The organism is Pseudoalteromonas tunicata, from assembly GCF_002310815.1.
In the GTDB taxonomy this organism is placed as follows: Bacteria; Pseudomonadota; Gammaproteobacteria; order Enterobacterales; family Alteromonadaceae; genus Pseudoalteromonas; species Pseudoalteromonas tunicata.
The window spans coordinates 3,429,164-3,448,602 of record NZ_CP011032.1; the positions used below are offsets into that span (position 1 = coordinate 3,429,164).

The window sequence follows — 19,439 nt, forward strand, 5'->3', positions numbered from 1 at the left end:
CTGTGACAAATTATTGTTTAGTTTTTTGTACCTGTGAAAATGAAATGGCGGCAAGGGAGCTTGCCATGTTACTTTTACAACAGCAACTTGCGGCATGCGTCAATATTTTGCCAACGATTGAATCTCATTATTTATGGCAAGGAAAGCTTGAAACAAGCACCGAAAGTAAATTAATCATCAAAACCGAACAAAGCAAAATTGATGAGTTAATTCCTTTCATAAAACTACATCATAGTTATGAGGTTCCCGAAATTCAGGTTGTGCCTGTTATTGCGGGTAACCAAGACTATTTTAACTGGATTAATAAGGTACTCAGTTAATGCATCGCATCTTACTCTTACTTAGCTTTTTTTGTTTTTCTTTTGCACATGCTAATAATGTGCTCGATGACCTAATTAAAAATGAACAACCCACCTTTTTAGCTGTAGACCAAGCGTTTAAACTCGATTTTGATCAACAAGGTCAGCAACTTTTCATTTCTTTTGATATCGCCAAAGGATACTACCTTTATAAAAAACGTTTTCAGTTTGTTGCTAAAAATGCCCAAGCGGCCGAACCCGTTTTACCGCAAGGAGTAATGATTGAAGATGAAACTTACGGCCATTCTGAAGTTTATTTTGATGAAATGACCACCATAATTAAATTTGATCAAATAAATGCAAACGCTGAATACAAAATTCGCTTTCAAGGATGTGCTGAAGCAGGCCTTTGCTATCCATTTGAAACTATTAGCATTCCTTTAGTCAATTACCAAGATAAGCATGGCTTTGAAACACAAAATACTGCAATAACAAAAATTGAAAGCACAGACTCAACTAACTCAAAAAATGACGACAGAGATCAAACCCTCACTGAGCGTTTAGCTGGCCAAGGTCTTGTTGCTAACCTTGCTATCTTCTTTTTACTTGGCTTAACGTTAGCACTCACGCCATGTGTTTTTCCTATGTTCCCTATTTTATCAAGTTTAATTGCTGGCCAATCTGGCGAACTCTCAACTAAAAAAGCGTTTATGCTTTCTTTTGTTTATGTTCAAGGCATGGCGATTACTTATGCCGCACTTGGATTGGTTGTCGCGACTTTAGGCGGCCAAGTACAAGGTTATTTACAACATCCCTATATCCTAATCGCATTTAGTCTTTTATTTGTGGTACTTGCCATGTCGATGTTTGGTTTATTTGATATTAAATTGCCAGAGTCTTGGATGACTCGTTTAACGCAAGTCAGTAACAAACAAAAAAATGGCCAGTACGCAGGTGTATTTTTAATGGGTATTTTATCGGGTTTAATTGCATCCCCCTGCACTACCGCACCACTTTCAGCAGCGCTGCTTTATGTTGCACAAAGCGGCGATTACTTTGTGGGTGGTATTACCCTTTATGTATTGAGTTTAGGTATGGGTGTGCCTTTATTACTGTTAGGTACATCTGGTGGTAAATTATTACCAAAAGCAGGCGCGTGGATGAATCAAGTTAAAACTTTATTTGGTTTTATCATGTTGGTTGTACCGCTTATTTTACTAGAGCGTATTTTGGATGCTGAAATAATTATTACCTTAGCTGCGCTATTAGGGATCTCCACTGCCGCTTATTTATATTACTGGCATACTCAAACACAAGCAGCTAAAGCAAAAACAGTATTATGGGTAAGTGCTTTTATTCTATTGTTTTTTAGTTTAACAGTGCTTAAGCAGCAGATTTTTCCAGCTCAAGTGATCGCCAGTGACAAAATTGCTACTCAAGAAACTGTCTCAATTGGTCAAAGTCAGTTTATCAAGATTAAAAATTTAGCTGAACTTGAAAGTAGAATTGAGCAGGCGCGAGCCGAGAACAAACTGGTGATGCTTGATCTCTACGCAGATTGGTGTGTGGCCTGTAAAGAATTTGAGCATAAAACGTTTCCTGCGCCAAGTGTGCAAACTGAGTTTAAAAACTACTTATTACTGCAAGCTGATTTAACTGAATCGGACGAAACGACAATAGAATTTATGGAAAAATTCACGATCTTCGGACTTCCGAGCATTTTGTTCTTTAATCAGCAAGGTGAAGAAATTAGCGCTCAGCGAGTGACAGGATTTAAAAATGCCAAGGAATTCAGTACACATTTACAGCAACTTAGCCAACAAGAGCTAAATTAACCCCAAAAAGCGGCTAGATGGCCGCTTTTTCATCCCCGCTGATTAGACCAGTATTTTGCTGCTATTTCCTTCGAACTCTCTATAATAGTGCGCTAAAGTGAAAAAAAGTTGCTATTTGATGTTCAAGCACTTAAGTTTAAGCATCAAATTGATTCGTTCTGTATGAACAAGTAACTTATCGGGATGTTCACGTATAATGACAGCAAAATTTAAACTTTTAGTCCTAAATGGCCCTAACTTAAATATGTTAGGAAAACGCGAACCAGAAACATATGGCTCGCAAAGTTTAACTGATATTGTCACTGCGCTGAACGCACAAGCCGACACATTAGGGATTGAACTTGAGCATTTGCAAAGCAATGCTGAGCATGAGTTAATCGATAAAATCCACAACGCTTGGCAAAAAGTGGATTTTATTATTATTAACCCAGCCGCTTGGACTCATACCAGTGTGGCACTGCGTGATGCGTTGCTAAGCGTTGAGATCCCTTTTTATGAAGTGCATTTATCAAACGTGCACAAACGAGAACCTTTTCGCCATCATTCGTATTTTTCGGATATTGCAGAAGGGGTGATTGTAGGATTCGGAGCAATGGGTTATCACATGGCATTAAATGCTGCGGTTAACCGGTTGCAAAACACACATTACTAATTGCTAACCCAAAGGTGGGGTATTCGATGGATATTCGCAAAATAAAAAAATTAATCGAACTGGTAGAAGAATCAGGAATTGCAGAACTAGAAATTACTGAAGGTGAAGAATCGGTACGTATTAACCGTAGTAACTTCAGCAATGCACAAATGTTTGCAGCACCACAACAATATTATGCACAACAACCAGCTCCTGCAGCGGCACCTGTTGCAGCTGCAGCGCCAGTAGCTGTTGAAGCAGCACCAGCGGCTGCAACTGGTCATCAAGTAAAATCACCTATGGTAGGTACTTTCTATCGTTCACCATCACCTGAGTCAGCTTCTTATGTTGAAGTGGGTTCAAAAGTGAATGTTGGCGATACGCTATGTATTATTGAAGCGATGAAAATGATGAATCAAATCGTTTCAGATAAAGCCGGTGTAGTTAAAGCTATTTTGGTTGAAAACGAAGATCCAATTGAATTTGATCAACCGCTATTCATCGTTGAATAATCGAGCAAGTTAGAAGGCCAACTCTATGTTAGATAAAGTAGTTATCGCAAATCGAGGTGAAATAGCACTTCGTATTCTGCGTGCCTGTAAAGAGCTCGGGATTAAAACCGTAGCGGTTCACTCTACAGCAGATAGAGATTTAAAACATGTGCTTTTAGCCGATGAGACCATTTGTATCGGAAAGCCAGCCGCATCAGAAAGTTATTTAGATATTCCTCGTATTATTGCTGCGGCAGAAGTAACCGATGCGGTTGCGATTCACCCAGGATACGGTTTTTTATCTGAAAATGCTGATTTTGCCGATCAAGTTGAAAAAAGCGGTTTTATTTTTATCGGCCCGCGTGGTGATACCATTCGTATCATGGGTGATAAAGTAGCTGCAATTGAAGCGATGCGTAAAGCCGGCGTGCCTTGTGTACCAGGTTCAGATGGCCCACTTACCGCAGACAACGAACGCAATAAGCAAATCGCTAAACGTATCGGCTTCCCAGTAATCATCAAAGCTGCTGGCGGCGGTGGTGGTCGTGGTATGCGTGTTGTTCGCAGCGAATCTGAATTAATCGACTCAATTGCACTTACTCAGCAAGAAGCGAAACAGTTCTTTGGTAATGGCATGGTTTACATGGAGAAATTCCTTGAAAACCCACGTCATATCGAAGTTCAAGTACTGGCTGATGGCCAAGGTAACGCAGTTCATTTAGGTGAGCGTGATTGTTCAATGCAACGTCGCCATCAAAAAGTAGTTGAGGAAGCGCCAGCGCCAGGTATTACCGCTGAAATGCGTAAATTCATTGGTGAGCGCTGTACTCGTGCTTGTATCGAAATTGGATACCGTGGCGCTGGTACATTTGAATTCTTGTATGAAAATGGTGAGTTTTACTTCATCGAAATGAATACCCGTATTCAAGTTGAGCACCCAGTGACTGAAATGGTAACTGGCATCGACTTGATTAAAGAGCAATTAAAGATTGCCGCCGGCCAACCGCTCTCATTTAAACAAGAAGATGTTGTTATTCGTGGTCATGCTATTGAGTGCCGTATCAATGCTGAAGATCCGGTATCGTTTATTCCATCACCTGGGCGTATCACACGTTTTCACCCAGCCGGTGGTTTAGGGATCCGTTGGGATTCACACATTTATGCCGATTACACTGTGCCACCATATTATGATTCAATGATTGGCAAGTTAATCACTTACGGTGAAAATCGTGATATCGCCATTGCTCGTGCTAAAAATGCACTTAGTGAATTAGTGATTGATGGTATTAAAACCAATATTCCACTGCACAAAATCATTATGGCAGATGAAAACTTCCAAAATGGTGGCACCAACATCCACTATTTAGAGAAAAAATTAGGCATTTAATATTTATTTCCTAAGTTTCTATTCAAGCCAGCTGATGCTGGCTTTTTTATGCCACAAAAATCACAGTACTTTTTAACGTAAACACCCTGTAACTAAACACAACTGCACAGAAACTAATCACTTGTGCTTCATATTCAAAGAATTAAGCTTTTTGCTAGTGACAACCGCAGTAAAAATTTTTATACTGCAACCCGCTTAGCAAGTTACGCTTGTTAACGCATCTATAAATGGCCCCTTAGCTCAGTTGGTTAGAGCACACGACTCATAATCGTTAGGTCCCCAGTTCGAGTCTGGGAGGGGCCACCATTTTTACTTCGATTAAAATCACCGTTACATAAAAACCAAGATTATCTTTTTTATAGCAACTTTGCACTCAATGAGAGCTTCAAAAATTTGTCCCTTAAAAGTACGCTCTATTTATCAAGATGTGAAGCTGATAATTGACCTTAAGTTTGCATCTTTACTCGCGTCGTAAAAAGTTACGTCTTAAAATTGTGTTCCTCTTCAAACTATCTATCTTGGTATTACTCACTTTTATATTTTCACGCTAAATATTGTTAATATAATTTTTATTTCAAACAGTTAATTCGCAAATATGCGTATAATTAGAGCAACCTTACTAGGATTTTAGAGATTTAATGACAGCTATTTATATTGCCGGTATCGCACTTTGCTCTGTACTAGCCCAATGGCTAGCATGGGCGGTAAAAATACCCGCTATTTTATTTTTACTCGTGACAGGCTTATTACTTGGCCCTGTATTTAATGTACTTGACCCCGACGCCTTGTTTGGTGATTTACTATTTCCACTTATTTCATTGTCTGTGGCCGTCATCTTATTTGAAGGCTCTTTAACTTTACACTTTCGAGAGTTAAAGGGCATTGGCAAGGTTGTGCGTAATTTGTGCTCCATAGGTATGGTGGTGACCTGTGTTATTTTGGGCTTAAGTAGTTATTGGTTGCTTGGCTTAGACTGGCGAGTAGCTGCTGTGATTGGCGCTGTTTTAGTTGTTACAGGCCCAACTGTTACTGCCCCGTTATTAAATGCAATGCGACCAACCAAAGAAGTTGACCGTATTTTGCGCTGGGAAGGGATTGTAATTGACCCTATCGGTGCGCTGTTTGCGGTACTGGTTTTTGAGGCTGTAATGCTTGCCGGAAAAACAGGTGTACTAAGTCATACCTTAATAGCGTTAATTACCACGGTCGGTGTTGGCTTATCGATTGGTATTTTAGCTGGCTGGCTTACTGCTTTTTTAATCAGAAGAGAGTGGCTGCCATACGAGCTGCATAAGTTTGGGGTACTGGCGCTAGTACTCATCAGCTTTACCGTTTCAAACTTTATCAGTCACGAATCTGGCCTACTAGCAGTGACTGTATTTGGCATTTATTTAGCAAATCAAGACGACCTTGAACTTGATTCAATTTTGGAGTTTAAAGAAGATTTATCTCAAATCTTAATCTCTACCCTGTTTATTTTATTGGCTGCAAGGTTAAAACTATCTGATTTAATGCTTTTAGGCCCAAGCGTGGTGGTATTTTTACTCATTGTTTTGTTTGTCGCACGCCCAGCATGTATCGCAGTATCAACTCACAATTCAACACTACCTTGGCGCGCTCGTGCAATTTTAATGTGGATTGCTCCTCGTGGGATCGTTGCTGCAGCTGTCGGTTCAGTGTTTGCACTAAGTATGGCCAAAGCAGGTATTGCAGATGCACAGAAAATTGTTCCTCTTATTTTTACCGTGATCATTGTCACAGTTGTATTACAAAGCTTAACGGCTATACCTATCGCTAAATTGCTTAAAATGCGCCAGCCAAAACCATCAACTGTACTTATTATTGGCGCCAACCATTTAGCTCGCGCAATAGCGAAAGGGTTACAAGATCAAAAAATAGAAGTGCATTTATCAGACCCTGCGTGGGAGAACTGTAAAATGGCTCGTATGGATGGTTTAACTTGCTATTACGGCAATCCTCAGTCAGAGCATGCAGAACGCTATTTACCGATGTCGAATTTGAAATCAGTCTTGGCGCTGTCGCCTAACCGCCATCATAATGCATTGGGTGTACAGTACTTTTCGCACATGCTAGGCGAAAAAAATGTCTACTCACTAAAATCTTCCGATGCTCATGCAAAAGCGAATAAAGACAGTGCCACCTTCCTCTCGCGCCAAATCTTATTTGGTGATAGCGCCTCGTATGCGCGTTTAAGTAGCATGGTGGCAAAAGGAGGCAAAGTTAGTAGCACCAAATTAGCTGATGCCTTTACTTGGCAAGACTATCTTGAGGTAAATAAAGATGCAGTACCTTTATTTATTTTCAAATTAACCGATGAAGAGTTTATTCACTTAACACCTTTTACAGTCGGCTTAGACAGAACACCGAGTAGTGGCGATATGATCATCGCCATGCAACCACCTAAAATGTCGGTATTAAAAGAACCAAACTCTAATATGGGTGCAGTTGAGAGCTAAACCTTTAGGGTTTGTTACAACACTTAGGTGGCTTTATTAAATCGCAACATATAAACACCTTTATCAAAACATAAAAAAACCTAACAAAATAGTTAGGTTTTTTTTGCCTATTTAAATTTGAGTTCTAAGTTCTGAGTTTATCTAACTGAGTATTTTGCTGATGCACTAACTGCGCTAATTCAGCACTACCTGCACCTGCTTGACCTGATAACTCAGAAAGATGGCCTGCGGCATCAGAAATGCGAGTCAGATTACGATTAATCTCCTCGGTTACCGCGCTTTGCTCTTCTGCTGCTGTCGCTATTTGTGTTACCTGGTCGCTTACCGCTTTTACCTGCTCAACCACTGCATGTAAGGTATTAAACGCAAAGCTGGTTTGTTTCACCGAGTCTGAAGCTCTAGCTACCCCTTTTTCGATAATGCCAGATGCATTAGCCACTTCAACCTGTAATGATTCAATTAATCGGCTTATATCATCTGTTGAGGCTCTGGTTTTTGAGGCAAGCGCCCTTACTTCATCAGCAACCACCGCAAAACCTCGGCCTTGCTCGCCCGCCCTTGCCGCTTCAATTGCAGCGTTTAAGGCTAATAAATTGGTTTGTTCTGCAATTGCTCTTATTACCTCTAATATTTGATTAATATCTCGGCTACGGGCCGATACTTTGGCCACTGCTTGGTTTGCTTCAGATATTTCATGAGACATGGTTTCAACTTGTTTCACCGCATCCGATAAGCTTTTTTCACAATCAGAAATATGCTGAGTGATTTCATTGGTTTGGCCTGCAGCAAATTCAGAAGCATTGGCAACTTCTTCGGCCGTGGCACTCATTTCATTCATTGCAGTGACAACGCTTTCTATTTCACTAAATTGCTCACTCAAATAACGATTGGACTCTTCCGATAAATTTGCAGAATTGATCGATTGCTGCCTACTTTGCTCAGCAATATCCTTAAGCTGCGAAATAAGCTCTCTTAGTTTGAATAAAAATTTATTAAAGCCACCAGCGAGTGCTATTAATTCTGCATGATGTTCAACAACGATAGTTTGCGTGAGGTCACCTTCTGCACTGGCAAGATTATCAACACGTGTTTGGATTAAATTAAGCGGTGCTATTATGGTTTTAATAACCGCACTCATAATAACTAAAACGACAAGCGCCACAACCAGACCTAACATCAAAATAGTTTGACCGAGTGATTGAGCATTATCAGCTAATGTACTTTTCAGCTCCAACGCACCAGATAAAGCCAAGTCTTTGGGCACTTCTATCAGTAAGCGCCATTGTGATTCTGCTAATGGAATGCTTATAGGTGCAGAAACTAAATAATCTATATCCGAAGAAACTAAGCTTTTACCTTGCTTTAATTGTTGATAAGACGAAAAAATATCATTCTGAACCGCCTCCTTAAATGGACGACCTATTTTTTGCTCGTAATGGCTTGCCCCTGCAATTAGGTCTAACTCACTTAGTAAGGTGACTCGCGCTTTACCGTTATAAAGCTGGCTCGATAACTCTTTGGCTATTTTTTGTAAGACCGGAAGGTTTAAATCAACCCCAGTTACACCAACAAATCGGCCATTTTTTAAAATTGGCACGGTAAGTGAGGTCATCATTTCAGAGTAGCCTGGTGAAATCTCGTATAAATAAGGCTCCATTAAACATGGTTTTTTAGTATCGCGCGCGCACAAATACCACTCAGCTTCACGCTTACCAAATTCATTAACTTTATCTAAATATTTATCTGTTGAATTTTCAACCGGTTGTTGTAGAACTTGGCCATCTTTATCCCGTGTTATGTAAATTTCTAACGCACCAGAGCCCACTACAGAATGACTTGCACCAGCAACATATTGCTGATCAAGATTGTCATAGCCATTGGCTTCAAACTGAGAATAAACCGATGAAATATTTTCGTTTTGCGTTATTACCGCCATGTCGAGTAGCTGCACAGCTTCTCGGCTTAGCGGGGCTTTTTCTGCACTTAAACCAAGCTCTGCCGCCAAAGTAAATGGTATTCGATACGCTTCGTTAATAAAACCAGCGATGCGCGCGGACTCTTGCCCAGCTTTGGCGTTGAGTTTAACTTCTATTTCATCAAGAATGATTTTTTGTGCCTGCTCAGAAAGCAATTGATTATTTTGCTTTAATTGCCACCACAATACACCTGACAAAGCCACTACAGTAATAAGAACGACACTCGTCGTTAACCACAGTAATTTTTTACCAAGAGCCACTTCTTTCATCAACTACTCCCAAAACTTTGCGATTAATGATTTTTTTCATCGAAGTCAAAGCATAGTTCAATTAAAAGCGGCTGGCACTTTATCTCTATAGTTAAGAGAAAATATTTTAGTTTAGCTATTTGTATTTATTAATTTTTTACCAAGTATGGTTAAACTGCATAAGGTGCCGTCCATATTAGCGATTTCTGGTAATTGACCCCAATTTGCAAAACCATAACGAGAGAAAAATGTAATACTCGGTATGTTATGACTAAAAATAAACGCTAAAAAAACATTAACAGCAATAGTTTGGGCATAGTGCTCAGCATAATCTAACAGCTGCTTTGCAATCCCTTGCCCACGGGCATGGCTTGCGACATAAATACTTATTTCAACCGTGCCTTGATAGGCAGGTCGGCCATAAAACGTTTTAAAACTAACCCAACCTAAAATTTCGCTACCAGATTGATAGACAAATAATGGCCGCAGATCAGTGTGGCCATCGAACCAAGCCTGCCGCTCTTGATAACTTACCGGTGTTAAATCCGCAGTGACTATTCTACTTGCTATGGTTTCATTATAAATATCAACTACTGCAGCTAAGTCAGTCGCTATCGCTTTACGGATCATTTTTGCCTCAAGGTTAAATTTAAAGTACAACAAAGGTGCTAATTTATCAGCGCGCATATTATCGAACAAGTAACAAAATGGCTTTTGAGTAAAGACTCTTGGTAATTTTCGTGACATTATCTAAAAGCTCAATGATCTTAGGTTAAAACTAAAACGTACTTAACCGTGTGAAATAACTCATAAGGACTATCATGTTAAAAGCTCTATTACTTTCATTAACAGTACTAAGCGCTAACGCCTTAGCTTCAGAGTGCGATGACTTTACCAACGTAGAAATGAAAAAGTTACGTTCAGACAAAACAATTAATTTATGTCAGTTTAAAGATAAGCCTTTATTAATTATTAACACGGCCAGTAACTGCGGGTTTACTCCTCAATTTAAAGGCTTAGAAGCCATCCATAAAAAATACAAAGACCAAGGTTTAGTTGTTTTAGGTTTTCCATCAGATGATTTCTTTCAAGAAGAAGATGATGAAAAAGACACAGCCAAAGTATGCTTTATTAACTATGGTGTAACCTTCAATATGTTTGCCCCAATATCTGTTCGTGGCAAAAATGCAGACCCAATTTTTAAACATTTAGCAGAGCAAACTAGCTCACCAAAATGGAACTTTTATAAGTATATCGTCAGTAAAGACAGAAAAACTGTGCTGAAATTTAATAGTAAAACAACGCCTGAAGATGCTGATTTTATTAAAGCTATTGAAGAATCTCTTTAAAGCCGCTATAAATAATTCGTCACTTTAATGCTCATTGTCATAAAACTTTAAAGAGAGGCCACTATTTTATAAATAATTTCAGGAGAATATTATGCCATTACAAAATACAAATTTAACACCAGTGCATCATCCAATTAGCTTTGTTTCGATTAACAAATGCAAAGTGATTTATGAAGATCAGTCTGGGCACGTCGAAAAGAACTTCAGTAATCCGGCCGAAGCACGTGTTTTTTTACAATCTTTAACTACAACTAATTAATTATTGATTGGATGAAAGGATTATCCCTTTATTGGTTTGCTAAAAGTTAGCATCTTTTAATTTTTGATTTAAACTAACAAGCAACCAATATTGAGTACAAATAAGGAATATCATGACATTAGCAAGCGCACGCCACATTTTAGTAGACAGTGAAGAACATTGTCTTGAATTAAAAAAACAAATTGAATCAGGTGCTGATTTTGCACAAGTTGCAAAAGATCACTCAACTTGCCCATCAGGACAAGCTGGCGGCGAATTAGGTGAGTTTGGTCCTGGTATGATGGTACCAGAATTTGATACCGTTGTTTTTTCCGCACCTGTTAATACGGTGCAAGGACCAGTACAAACGCAATTTGGCTATCATCTTCTTGAAGTAACCAGCCGCACTTAATACCCAGATTGCTCATTGGTGATACCGCACTAGCTAATGAGCACATTCTTTTCATCAATCATATCAATATTACTGAGAATACTTAATGACAATCTGAGTCAGAGATTATTCATTTAAAGCTTTTGATTATTCTGCAATCAGTTTATATTGCCAGCTTGATTGGATCAGACCAGATATTGCAGTTTATTTCATAAAAACAGCGATTAACCACCGCCATTTAAAATGATATTAAGCGGGCCTTTGAGGTAAATTGTGATCCACGAATTTAATTCAGATCTATAATGAGTGTGATGTTTAGCTCTTGCTAACTATCAACTAGCGCACTTTTTCAAACACCAAAGTATATTTGGCAATAATTTAAAATATTGAGCACAAGAACATGACCGAGCAAACTTCACAACTAGCGATTTTCACTCAAGAAGTAAACCAAAATGAATTATTATGGGCCTTAACTGCACCCGATGGCGGCTATGTAGTATGTGACTCAGAGCAGTTCGAAGACGTTGATGTTTTATTGCTTTGGAGCAATAAAGAAACTGCGAAGAAACATTGTTGTGATGAATGGGCTGACTACACACCAGTTTCAATCAGCAAAGAAGAATATCTAGAGTACTGGGTTGAAGACTTAAGCGAAGATAATACTTTTGTTGGCATTCAATGGACTGAAGAAGAAGCGTGCCTTGAGCTAACCGCAATCGATGTGGCAAAAGCGTTACTTGATAGCTAATAGCAAACAGTGTTAACGTCCTTAGCTGAAGCTTGTTTTTAACTCTCGCATTCAGCTAAGGCAGTCATGATAATAATAACAGAATTTAAACCTGAACATTTTTCAGAAGTTATCGCATTGGGTAACTTGGTTCATGGTGACAACTACCTCGATACCCCAAGCATTGAAAAAATCTACCACTACTCTATTAAAAATGAGATTAACGCTAGCTTTGTTGCGCTCTTAGACAATCGTGTGGTTGGCTTTCGTTTAACTTACGCGGCAGGCCTTTGGCCTCTAGATAAATGGTGTAGCAGCAATCTTTGGCCCATCCCTAGTGAAGATGTCTGCTATTTCAAATCAAATACTTTACATCCATCAGTACGTCAAAATGGTCTTGGTGGTAAATTACTAAATGCATCCATTGCGGCACTGAAACAGCAAGGTGCAAAGGGGGGCATTTGCCATGTATGGCAGCAAAGTCCGGGCAATGCAGCATTTCGTTACTTTAGCAAAGCCGGCGGAAAAACCGTTAAAATACATCCCGATCGCTGGGTTAATGACGGTGCTGAATCAGGTTATGTATGCACATTATGTGGTAATGAATGCCATTGTGATGCCGTCGAAATGTTTCTTGAGTTTTAAACTATGCACTACGACCCTCTAATATCACCTAACTGTAGTAAAGCCCCATTAGCCAAGAGTTATTGGGCAAGCACACTTGCCTATCCACCAGCTACTAGTGCACCGTTAAAACAAAATCGTCAAGTTGATGTCGCAATCATTGGCGGCGGCTTTACGGGCTTAACCACGGCTTATTATTTAAGTACTTTATATAACATTGATTGCTGCGTACTCGAAGCAAACCAAATAGGGTTTGGCGCAAGCGGTCGAAATGCAGGCTTTGTCCTTAAAGGCTCAGGTCGCTTGAGCTATCGGCAAATGGCGGATAGATGGGGCATGCCAATTACCCAAGGTATTTACCACGAGTTTAGCCAAGCAGTGCAACGAGTTGAAGATTTAATATCAGAACACCAAATTGACTGCGATAAACAAGAATATGGCTATTTAAAAATTGCGCACAACGCCAAAGCCTTGTATTCACTTCAAAGCCAAAGTCAATTTATCAGTGACAATTTAGGTGGTAATGCACAATTTCTTACTCCAGATACATTAAAAAATGAGTATATGATTAATCATCAAGCTTATGGTGCGCTGCGCCTAGACGATGGTTTTGGTATCAATCCACTTAAATTAGTACTTGGTTATAGCGATATGGTGAAAAATGCAGGTGTGGATGTCTTTGAACAAACACTTGTTAAACACTGGCAGCAACAAAATAATCACCATACCCTTGCAACAGAGCATGCCACTATTACCGCCAAACAAGTTGTCTGTGCTGGCAATGCGTATAACAATAAGCAAAATAACTCCGTCATTGCTAATCGCTACTTACCAATTTTAAGTAATATTTTAGTCACTCGTCCATTAACAGAAGAAGAACTACAAGCGACGGGAATTAAAACTCATCAAGTCACCATGGATACTCGTACACTTAAGTATTACTACCGTTTATTGCCCGATAATCGCATTTTATTTGGGGGTCGAGGTGCTGTACGTGGGCAAGACCAAGATAAGCCTCGTTATCAAGCTAATTTAACCGCAGCTTTGGCAACCTGCTTTCCTATTCTTGGTAAAATAACAGTCGATTATTTTTGGAGTGGTTGGATTGCTGCTGCACTTGATGATATGCCACATGTTATTAATCAAAACGGGAGTGCCTATAGCATAGGTTATTGTGGTTCAGGCGTCGCGTTTAGCGCGCAAGCAGGGTTTAGACTTGCACAACAACTTGCGGGTGAACAAGCTCCGGCATTGCCCTTATACCAAACTCCTGCGCCTACTTTTCCCTTCGCCCAATTTAGACGCTTAGGACAAGCAGCTTATTACCAATATGGCTGGTTAAAAGATAAATATTTTTAATAGGTTATTCCACCAATTTGAGTTTAAAATAATACCGCTCTCAATTTATTAGTGCGATATTAATTTGAAAACACACTTAGGTCGGCGTCCTTTTACTGCAATGGAGCTCCATGCTCTGTTTAGTGGCTATATTTATTCCGATCATAAAGTGATTAAAGAGCAAGCCAAAGATTGGCATTTTTGGCTTCCTTTACTCGCTTATTATACCGGTGCATTCAGTGACGAAATAGGCTGTTTAACGACTCAAGATATTATTAAAACTGATCATGGCTGGTTTTTTAATTTCCATACCAACAGTAAAATACAAAGTCGCCTCATCCCCATCCATCCAGGCTTAATACAAGCCGGTTTTAATGACTACTTAAACTCTTTAAATGACAATGCCCGTTTACTGCATGATTTACCGTCAAAAAGCGGCCGATATAGCGAAAAAGCACGTATTTGGTTTTCAGGCGAAGGTGAACGACAAGGGTATTTACAAAAATGCGGCATCCCTAACGTTGATCATGATGGCCGAAAAGTTGCCATCAGCTCATTTCGCATCAACTTCGAACAACAAGTCCGAATCAGTGCAATCCAACTTAAACAAAAAGAATTATTTAACTATTTACTTGGCTTTAACGAATACAAAGCAAACGATAGCCTTGATTTAGCTACTCTTTGCACCATTGTGCTTGGTATAAGGCAGCTTAATAGCCAAATAACTTGGCAGCGCTTTATTAATCGCTTAAAGCCTTGATAGTGACTAGACAAAGTATCCATGCCTTGGCATAGTAATTTTTTAAATCACCTCATAACCTAAACAATAACAATACTCTAAGGGAACGTATGAAAAAGCTCACCCTGAGCGCACTATCTTTGGCAATTGCCTCTGCCAGTATCTGCGCACAAGCCAATGAATATGTCATCGAAAAATTCGCAAAACCAAGCGCTCAAAGCGTATCTTTAATTTTAGACCCAGCACAAGAACAGTTCTCAGGCTCTACGACAATTACGCTCGAAGTACTGACAAAAACAAAAATTATTGAGCTAAATGGCGAGGACTACAACGCAAAGCTAGTCAAACTCAGTGGTGATGGCCAATGTACCATGACCGCCAATGCACTGAAGACCGGTAAAGTACAACTTATTTGTGCTCATGAGATTAATCCTGGTAACTATACTTTGACGATTGATTTTGATGCACCGTTTAACAAGCAATCAGTTGGTTTATATAAAACCATCGACCATGGCACTCCATATTTGTTTACACAATTTGAAATGAGTGACGCACGCCGCGCTTTTCCGGTCTTTGATGAACCAGAATATAAAATTCCATTTCAATTAAATATTACCTCACCGAGTAATCTAAAAGTATTTGCGAATACCGAAGCTGTAAAACAAGAAAGTAACAATGGCCAAACAACTCATCAGTTTGCGACCACTAAACCACTACCTTCTTATTTAGTTGCCTTTGCGGTTGGTGACTTTGAGCAACTACCCATCAAAGGGATGCCGATTGAAGGCAACATAGTCACGACAAAAGGTAAAATTGCGTTAGGTGATTATGCAGCCAAACATATGCCTGCGATTTTAAATGCATTAGAGCAATATTTTGGTATTCCTTATGTTTACTCAAAACTCGATTCAGTAGCAGTTCCTGAATTCCCATTTGGGGCCATGGAAAATGCCGGATTAGTTACTTACCGCGAAGATATTTTGCTTATTGATGAAGCCCATGCGAATCAAAATGCCAAACAAAGCTCGGTTTCAGTTATTGCTCATGAGCTTGCGCATCAATGGTACGGTAATTTAGTGACCATGAAATGGTGGAATGACTTATGGCTCAATGAAGCGTTCGCCAGCTGGATGGCAGCTAAAGTCACTCATCAGCTGTTTCCTGAATTTGAATCTAACTTAAGCTTGCCACAAAATAATGTGATGGATGCAGATGCGCGTTTATCAACTAAACCAATTCGCAAACCAATTAAAACCGAAGCCGATATTATGGATGGCCTTGGGCTTGCTTATTCAAAAGGCAGCGCGGTGTTATCTATGGTGGAAAACTGGATTGGTGAAGATGCCTTCCAGCAAGGTATTCAAGCTTACATGCAACAATTTGCGTTTAAGAACGCCGAAGCCTCGGATCTTTGGACTGCATTGGCAAAAAGCTCAAAACAAGATGTGGCCAGCGTATTAAAATCTTTTATTGAGCAATCGTCTTTCCCATTACTCAATATCACGCAAGACAAAACAAAGCTCACCATCAAACAAACTCGCTTTGCCAATGCTGGTGTTGATGCTCCCGCACAGTTATGGACAGTACCAGTTGTAATAAAATATGGTCGTGGTGATGAAGTAAAAACAGCTAAAATTTTACTTAATAAGCCAAGCCAAACCGTGCAGTTAGACTTTGAACCCGAATGGATTTATCCAGATGAAAACGCTATGGGTTACTATCGCTGGGTATTACCAACCCCACAACTAAATGCGCTACTGGCTAATGCTGAAAAAGTGCTAACGCCACGTGAAAAACGCGCCTTTATTTCAGGCTCTGACGCTCTATTAAGTGCAGGCTTACTTTCAGGTGGCGATTTATTAAAAACATTAGGCCAATTTATTGATGATGCTCACCCTCGTGTTGTTGGTATGGCGCTTGGTTATATTGAGTCACAAAAAGGCGTCTTTATCGATGAAAGCAATGAGGCGTTGTGGCAAAAATATATTAGTGCTAAAGCGCAAAGCGCCATTACTAAATACGGTTTAGTTGCAGTAAAAAATGAAGATCCTTCTATCAGCAAATTACGCCCACAGCTAGTGAGTTTGTTGGCATTTGAAGCTCAAGATCCCGCTATTATCGCAACAGCAAAACAACAAGCGCAACGCTACCTTGCCGACAGTACACAAGTCGACCCATATTTAGCTGGCACATATTTAAAAATTGCAGCTTTTAATGGTGATGCTGCGTTATTAAAAGCATATCAAACTGCTTTTGAAACAACCCAAGATCCTGAAAAAAGAACTAATTTATTGGTTAACTTAAGTTATTTCAAATCAGCTGCACTTCAAACTGAGGCGCTTAATTATACCTTAGGTGATAAAGTAACCGCTTCGGATATGCGTTATGTGATGGGTGGCAACTTATACAAAAAAGAACGCAAAGCATTATTTCAGCAATGGGTGATGGATAATTACGCGCTAGTGAGTAAAAAGCTGCCGCCATTTGTTCTGCCAAGCTTGCCAAACTATTTAGGCGGTGGTTGTAGCCAAGCTGATTTAGACAAAACAACGGCATTTTTTGCGCCAAAAGTAGAAGAGGTTGCCGGTTTTTCCCGCTCATTAAGCAAATTAAACGAGAGCGTCACTGACTGTATAAACCTTCGTACTAGAGAGGTTGCATCAGTAAATAGCTACTTAAAAACACTATAATCTCTTATCTAGCACGGAGGTTATTTACTAAAGAGGCCAAATTATTGGCCTCTTTCCTTGATTAAATACATAGCTTAGCCCTATTCAAGCTTTATTGCATCAGATCTGCGATTGTTCAACAGCTAATTCATCACAAACAAAAGCAAATTGATTACCATCTACTGAAAAATTAAGCCGTGTGATTTTAGTTTGGCAATAAGCCGATAAATCAAGCCATAATTTAGGGGCTGCTTGAGGCGCTGACCAAGTATAAAGTTTTGATTGTTTTGCAAAAACTAATTGCTGTTCACGCCAAGCGAAATAATCAACCTCAAGTGGTAATTGCAATAATTTATCGACTTGCCCGTTTGATGGGTTAAATTGTGCAAGCCACTGCGTGCCATTTTCATACAAACTAAAAGCATAACGCTCAATAGAAGCACTATAAGTTAATGTTCGGCCAATATCATGCGCTATCACCTTGCTCGTTTCTTTACCCAACTGAGCAAACTGTAAAGTATGTGGCTCACCCAAAATAAACATTACTAATTCATTATTGTTACCCCACGCGTGATAACCAACCGGAGCAATACTCTCAAAAATACGCATACGTTTTTGTGGTTCAGCTAAAGAATAAGACCATAATTTTTGCGCGCCATCCTCTTCAACAACAATTAACGACAGTGCAGATAACGAAGGCATTAAAGTCGGTGAATATTCGCTTACATCACTTTGGGTTAGGTTTTTAGTTTGTTTTGTAACAAAGTCATAAAACATAATATCGGTTTGCCACTGCTGATTTTTTTCAAATCCCGCAGTGTAATAAACCCCCTCAGGGGTTAGTAAAGGCTGGTTATCGTAACCTAATCGCTGAGTGATATTGTCAACGCTGAGCACATCATTTTGTTTTAAGTCAGCGATAAATATATCACTTCCCATCGGGCCGGCCGCCCAAGCCGATACACTAATAAAAGCGCTGCATATTATTATTTTTTTCATGATTTCATCAGATTAACTATTCCATCACTTGTTGTATCACAGCCATTATATGCTTAACAAGCTTGACCTCGTGACCACATAGCTTTATAAAAGTCTGACTAACTTTATTGGTACATTTATGTCAGCTAAACATCCGATCATTGCTATTACAGGTTCCTCTGGTGCTGGCACAACCACCACTACGAATGCGATTAAACATATTTTTCGTAGTTTGAATATTGAGGCAGCGTTTGTTGAAGGAGATAGCTTCCACCGCTATACCCGCCCTGAAATGGATAAAAAAATTCGCGAAGCACAACAAGAAAGCCGTCATATCAGTTATTTTGGCTCTGAAGCAAACGACTTTGGCGCGCTAGAAGAGCTTTTTAGTACCTATGGCGCAACGGGTACCGGCAAAACTCGCCGTTATCTGCACACCTTTGACGAGGCAGTTCCATACAATCAACTCCCTGGGACCTTTACCCCTTGGCGACCTCTTGAAGAAAATACTGATATTCTCTTTTATGAAGGATTACATGGCGGCGCTGTTGATGAGAATCACGATGTTGCTAAGCACGTTGATTTGCTCATCGGCATGGTGCCAATTATCAATTTAGAGTGGATCCAAAAAATGATCCGCGATACCACTGAACGAGGGCACTCTCGTGAAGCAGTTATGGGCTCGATTGTACGTAGTATGGATGATTACATTAATCACATCACACCACAGTTTTCACGGACTCATATCAACTTTCAACGCGTACCAACGGTTGATACATCAAATCCATTTAGTGCTAAAGATATTCCATCATTAGATGAAAGCTTTGTCGTCATTCGTTTTCGCGGCATTGAAGATGTTAACTTCCCTTATTACCTACAAATGATTGATGGCAGTTTTATGTCTCGCCGCAATACTATGGTGGTACCAGGAGGAAAAATGGGGTTAGCAATGGAGTTATTATTACGACCACTGATAGAAGATATCATCAATAAAAAACGAGGATTGGCGAGCCTAAGTCCGAGTAGTTTACCTATTTAACGG

Annotated in this window: 18 protein-coding genes and 1 tRNA gene; 16 read left to right on the forward strand and 3 right to left on the reverse strand. The window is 39.7% G+C overall.

Features of this window, described 5'->3' with window-relative positions; genetic code table 11:
• Positions 1-2: 2 nt before the first annotated feature.
• From cutA to PTUN_RS15530, 7 genes are all read left to right on the forward strand, one after another.
• Positions 3-320 (forward strand): divalent-cation tolerance protein CutA, encoded by a 318-nt coding sequence (gene cutA / locus PTUN_RS15500; protein ID WP_232285049.1) that lies wholly within the window; start codon positions 3-5, stop codon positions 318-320.
• Positions 320-2,134: a protein-disulfide reductase DsbD gene (locus PTUN_RS15505; protein WP_009840507.1), complete on the forward strand. Its 1,815-nt coding sequence runs from the start codon at positions 320-322 to the stop codon at positions 2,132-2,134. The genes cutA and PTUN_RS15505 overlap by 1 nt, the downstream gene beginning before the upstream one ends.
• Positions 2,135-2,330: 196 nt before the next feature.
• Complete coding sequence (aroQ, locus tag PTUN_RS15510; protein WP_009840508.1) at positions 2,331-2,786, forward strand: type II 3-dehydroquinate dehydratase; 456 nt, start codon at positions 2,331-2,333, stop codon at positions 2,784-2,786.
• A 26-nt stretch (positions 2,787-2,812) separates the two neighbouring features.
• Positions 2,813-3,277 carry an acetyl-CoA carboxylase biotin carboxyl carrier protein gene (gene accB / locus PTUN_RS15515; RefSeq protein WP_009840509.1) on the forward strand — a complete coding sequence of 155 codons (465 nt, stop codon included), beginning with the start codon at positions 2,813-2,815 and terminating at the stop codon, positions 3,275-3,277.
• 25 nt (positions 3,278-3,302) lie between these two features.
• Positions 3,303-4,643 (forward strand): acetyl-CoA carboxylase biotin carboxylase subunit, encoded by a 1,341-nt coding sequence (accC, locus tag PTUN_RS15520; RefSeq protein ID WP_009840510.1) that lies wholly within the window; start codon positions 3,303-3,305, stop codon positions 4,641-4,643.
• A 229-nt stretch (positions 4,644-4,872) separates the two neighbouring features.
• Positions 4,873-4,949 (forward strand) — tRNA-Ile (locus PTUN_RS15525).
• A 332-nt stretch (positions 4,950-5,281) separates the two neighbouring features.
• A complete protein-coding gene (locus PTUN_RS15530) occupies positions 5,282-7,120 on the forward strand; it encodes a cation:proton antiporter (RefSeq protein WP_009840511.1) in 1,839 nt (612 codons plus the stop codon).
• Between the two features lie 124 nt (positions 7,121-7,244).
• Here the strand turns inward: PTUN_RS15530 and PTUN_RS15535 are convergent, their stop codons facing one another.
• Entirely contained in the window at positions 7,245-9,365 is a 2,121-nt protein-coding gene (locus PTUN_RS15535) for a methyl-accepting chemotaxis protein (RefSeq protein WP_009840512.1), read from the reverse strand.
• Positions 9,366-9,476: 111 nt separating this feature from the next.
• Positions 9,477-10,031 (reverse strand): GNAT family N-acetyltransferase, encoded by a 555-nt coding sequence (locus PTUN_RS15540; protein ID WP_009840513.1) that lies wholly within the window; start codon positions 10,029-10,031, stop codon positions 9,477-9,479.
• 134 nt (positions 10,032-10,165) lie between these two features.
• Between PTUN_RS15540 and PTUN_RS15545 the strand changes: the two genes are divergently transcribed.
• From PTUN_RS15545 to PTUN_RS15580, 8 genes are all read left to right on the forward strand, one after another.
• Positions 10,166-10,693, forward strand: a complete 528-nt coding sequence (locus tag PTUN_RS15545) for a glutathione peroxidase (protein WP_009840514.1) — start codon at positions 10,166-10,168, stop codon at positions 10,691-10,693.
• A 91-nt stretch (positions 10,694-10,784) separates the two neighbouring features.
• A complete protein-coding gene (locus PTUN_RS22005; RefSeq protein WP_009840515.1) occupies positions 10,785-10,952 on the forward strand; it encodes a hypothetical protein in 168 nt (55 codons plus the stop codon).
• Positions 10,953-11,064: 112 nt separating this feature from the next.
• Positions 11,065-11,343 carry a peptidylprolyl isomerase gene (locus PTUN_RS15555; RefSeq protein WP_009840516.1) on the forward strand — a complete coding sequence of 93 codons (279 nt, stop codon included), beginning with the start codon at positions 11,065-11,067 and terminating at the stop codon, positions 11,341-11,343.
• Between the two features lie 379 nt (positions 11,344-11,722).
• A complete protein-coding gene (locus tag PTUN_RS15560; RefSeq protein ID WP_009840517.1) occupies positions 11,723-12,070 on the forward strand; it encodes a DUF2750 domain-containing protein in 348 nt (115 codons plus the stop codon).
• A gap of 66 nt (positions 12,071-12,136) precedes the next feature.
• The gene (locus PTUN_RS15565; protein ID WP_009840518.1) at positions 12,137-12,694 is read left to right on the forward strand and encodes a GNAT family N-acetyltransferase; all 558 of its coding nucleotides are present in this window, start codon (positions 12,137-12,139) and stop codon (positions 12,692-12,694) included.
• A gap of 3 nt (positions 12,695-12,697) precedes the next feature.
• A complete protein-coding gene (locus tag PTUN_RS15570) occupies positions 12,698-14,032 on the forward strand; it encodes an NAD(P)/FAD-dependent oxidoreductase (protein WP_009840519.1) in 1,335 nt (444 codons plus the stop codon).
• A gap of 64 nt (positions 14,033-14,096) precedes the next feature.
• Positions 14,097-14,771, forward strand: coding sequence for a site-specific integrase (locus PTUN_RS15575; protein ID WP_040644332.1), 675 nt, complete (start codon positions 14,097-14,099; stop codon positions 14,769-14,771).
• An 89-nt stretch (positions 14,772-14,860) separates the two neighbouring features.
• Positions 14,861-17,440 carry a M1 family metallopeptidase gene (locus tag PTUN_RS15580; RefSeq protein ID WP_009840521.1) on the forward strand — a complete coding sequence of 860 codons (2,580 nt, stop codon included), beginning with the start codon at positions 14,861-14,863 and terminating at the stop codon, positions 17,438-17,440.
• Between the two features lie 99 nt (positions 17,441-17,539).
• On the opposite strand, the gene PTUN_RS15585 is transcribed toward PTUN_RS15580, so the two are convergent.
• On the reverse strand, positions 17,540-18,418 hold the full coding sequence (locus PTUN_RS15585) for a hypothetical protein (protein ID WP_009840522.1): 879 nt from the start codon (positions 18,416-18,418) through the stop codon (positions 17,540-17,542).
• A 118-nt stretch (positions 18,419-18,536) separates the two neighbouring features.
• On the opposite strand from PTUN_RS15585, the gene PTUN_RS15590 reads away from it, so the two are divergent.
• Positions 18,537-19,436 (forward strand): phosphoribulokinase, encoded by a 900-nt coding sequence (locus tag PTUN_RS15590; protein ID WP_009840523.1) that lies wholly within the window; start codon positions 18,537-18,539, stop codon positions 19,434-19,436.
• Positions 19,437-19,439: the final 3 nt, after the last annotated feature.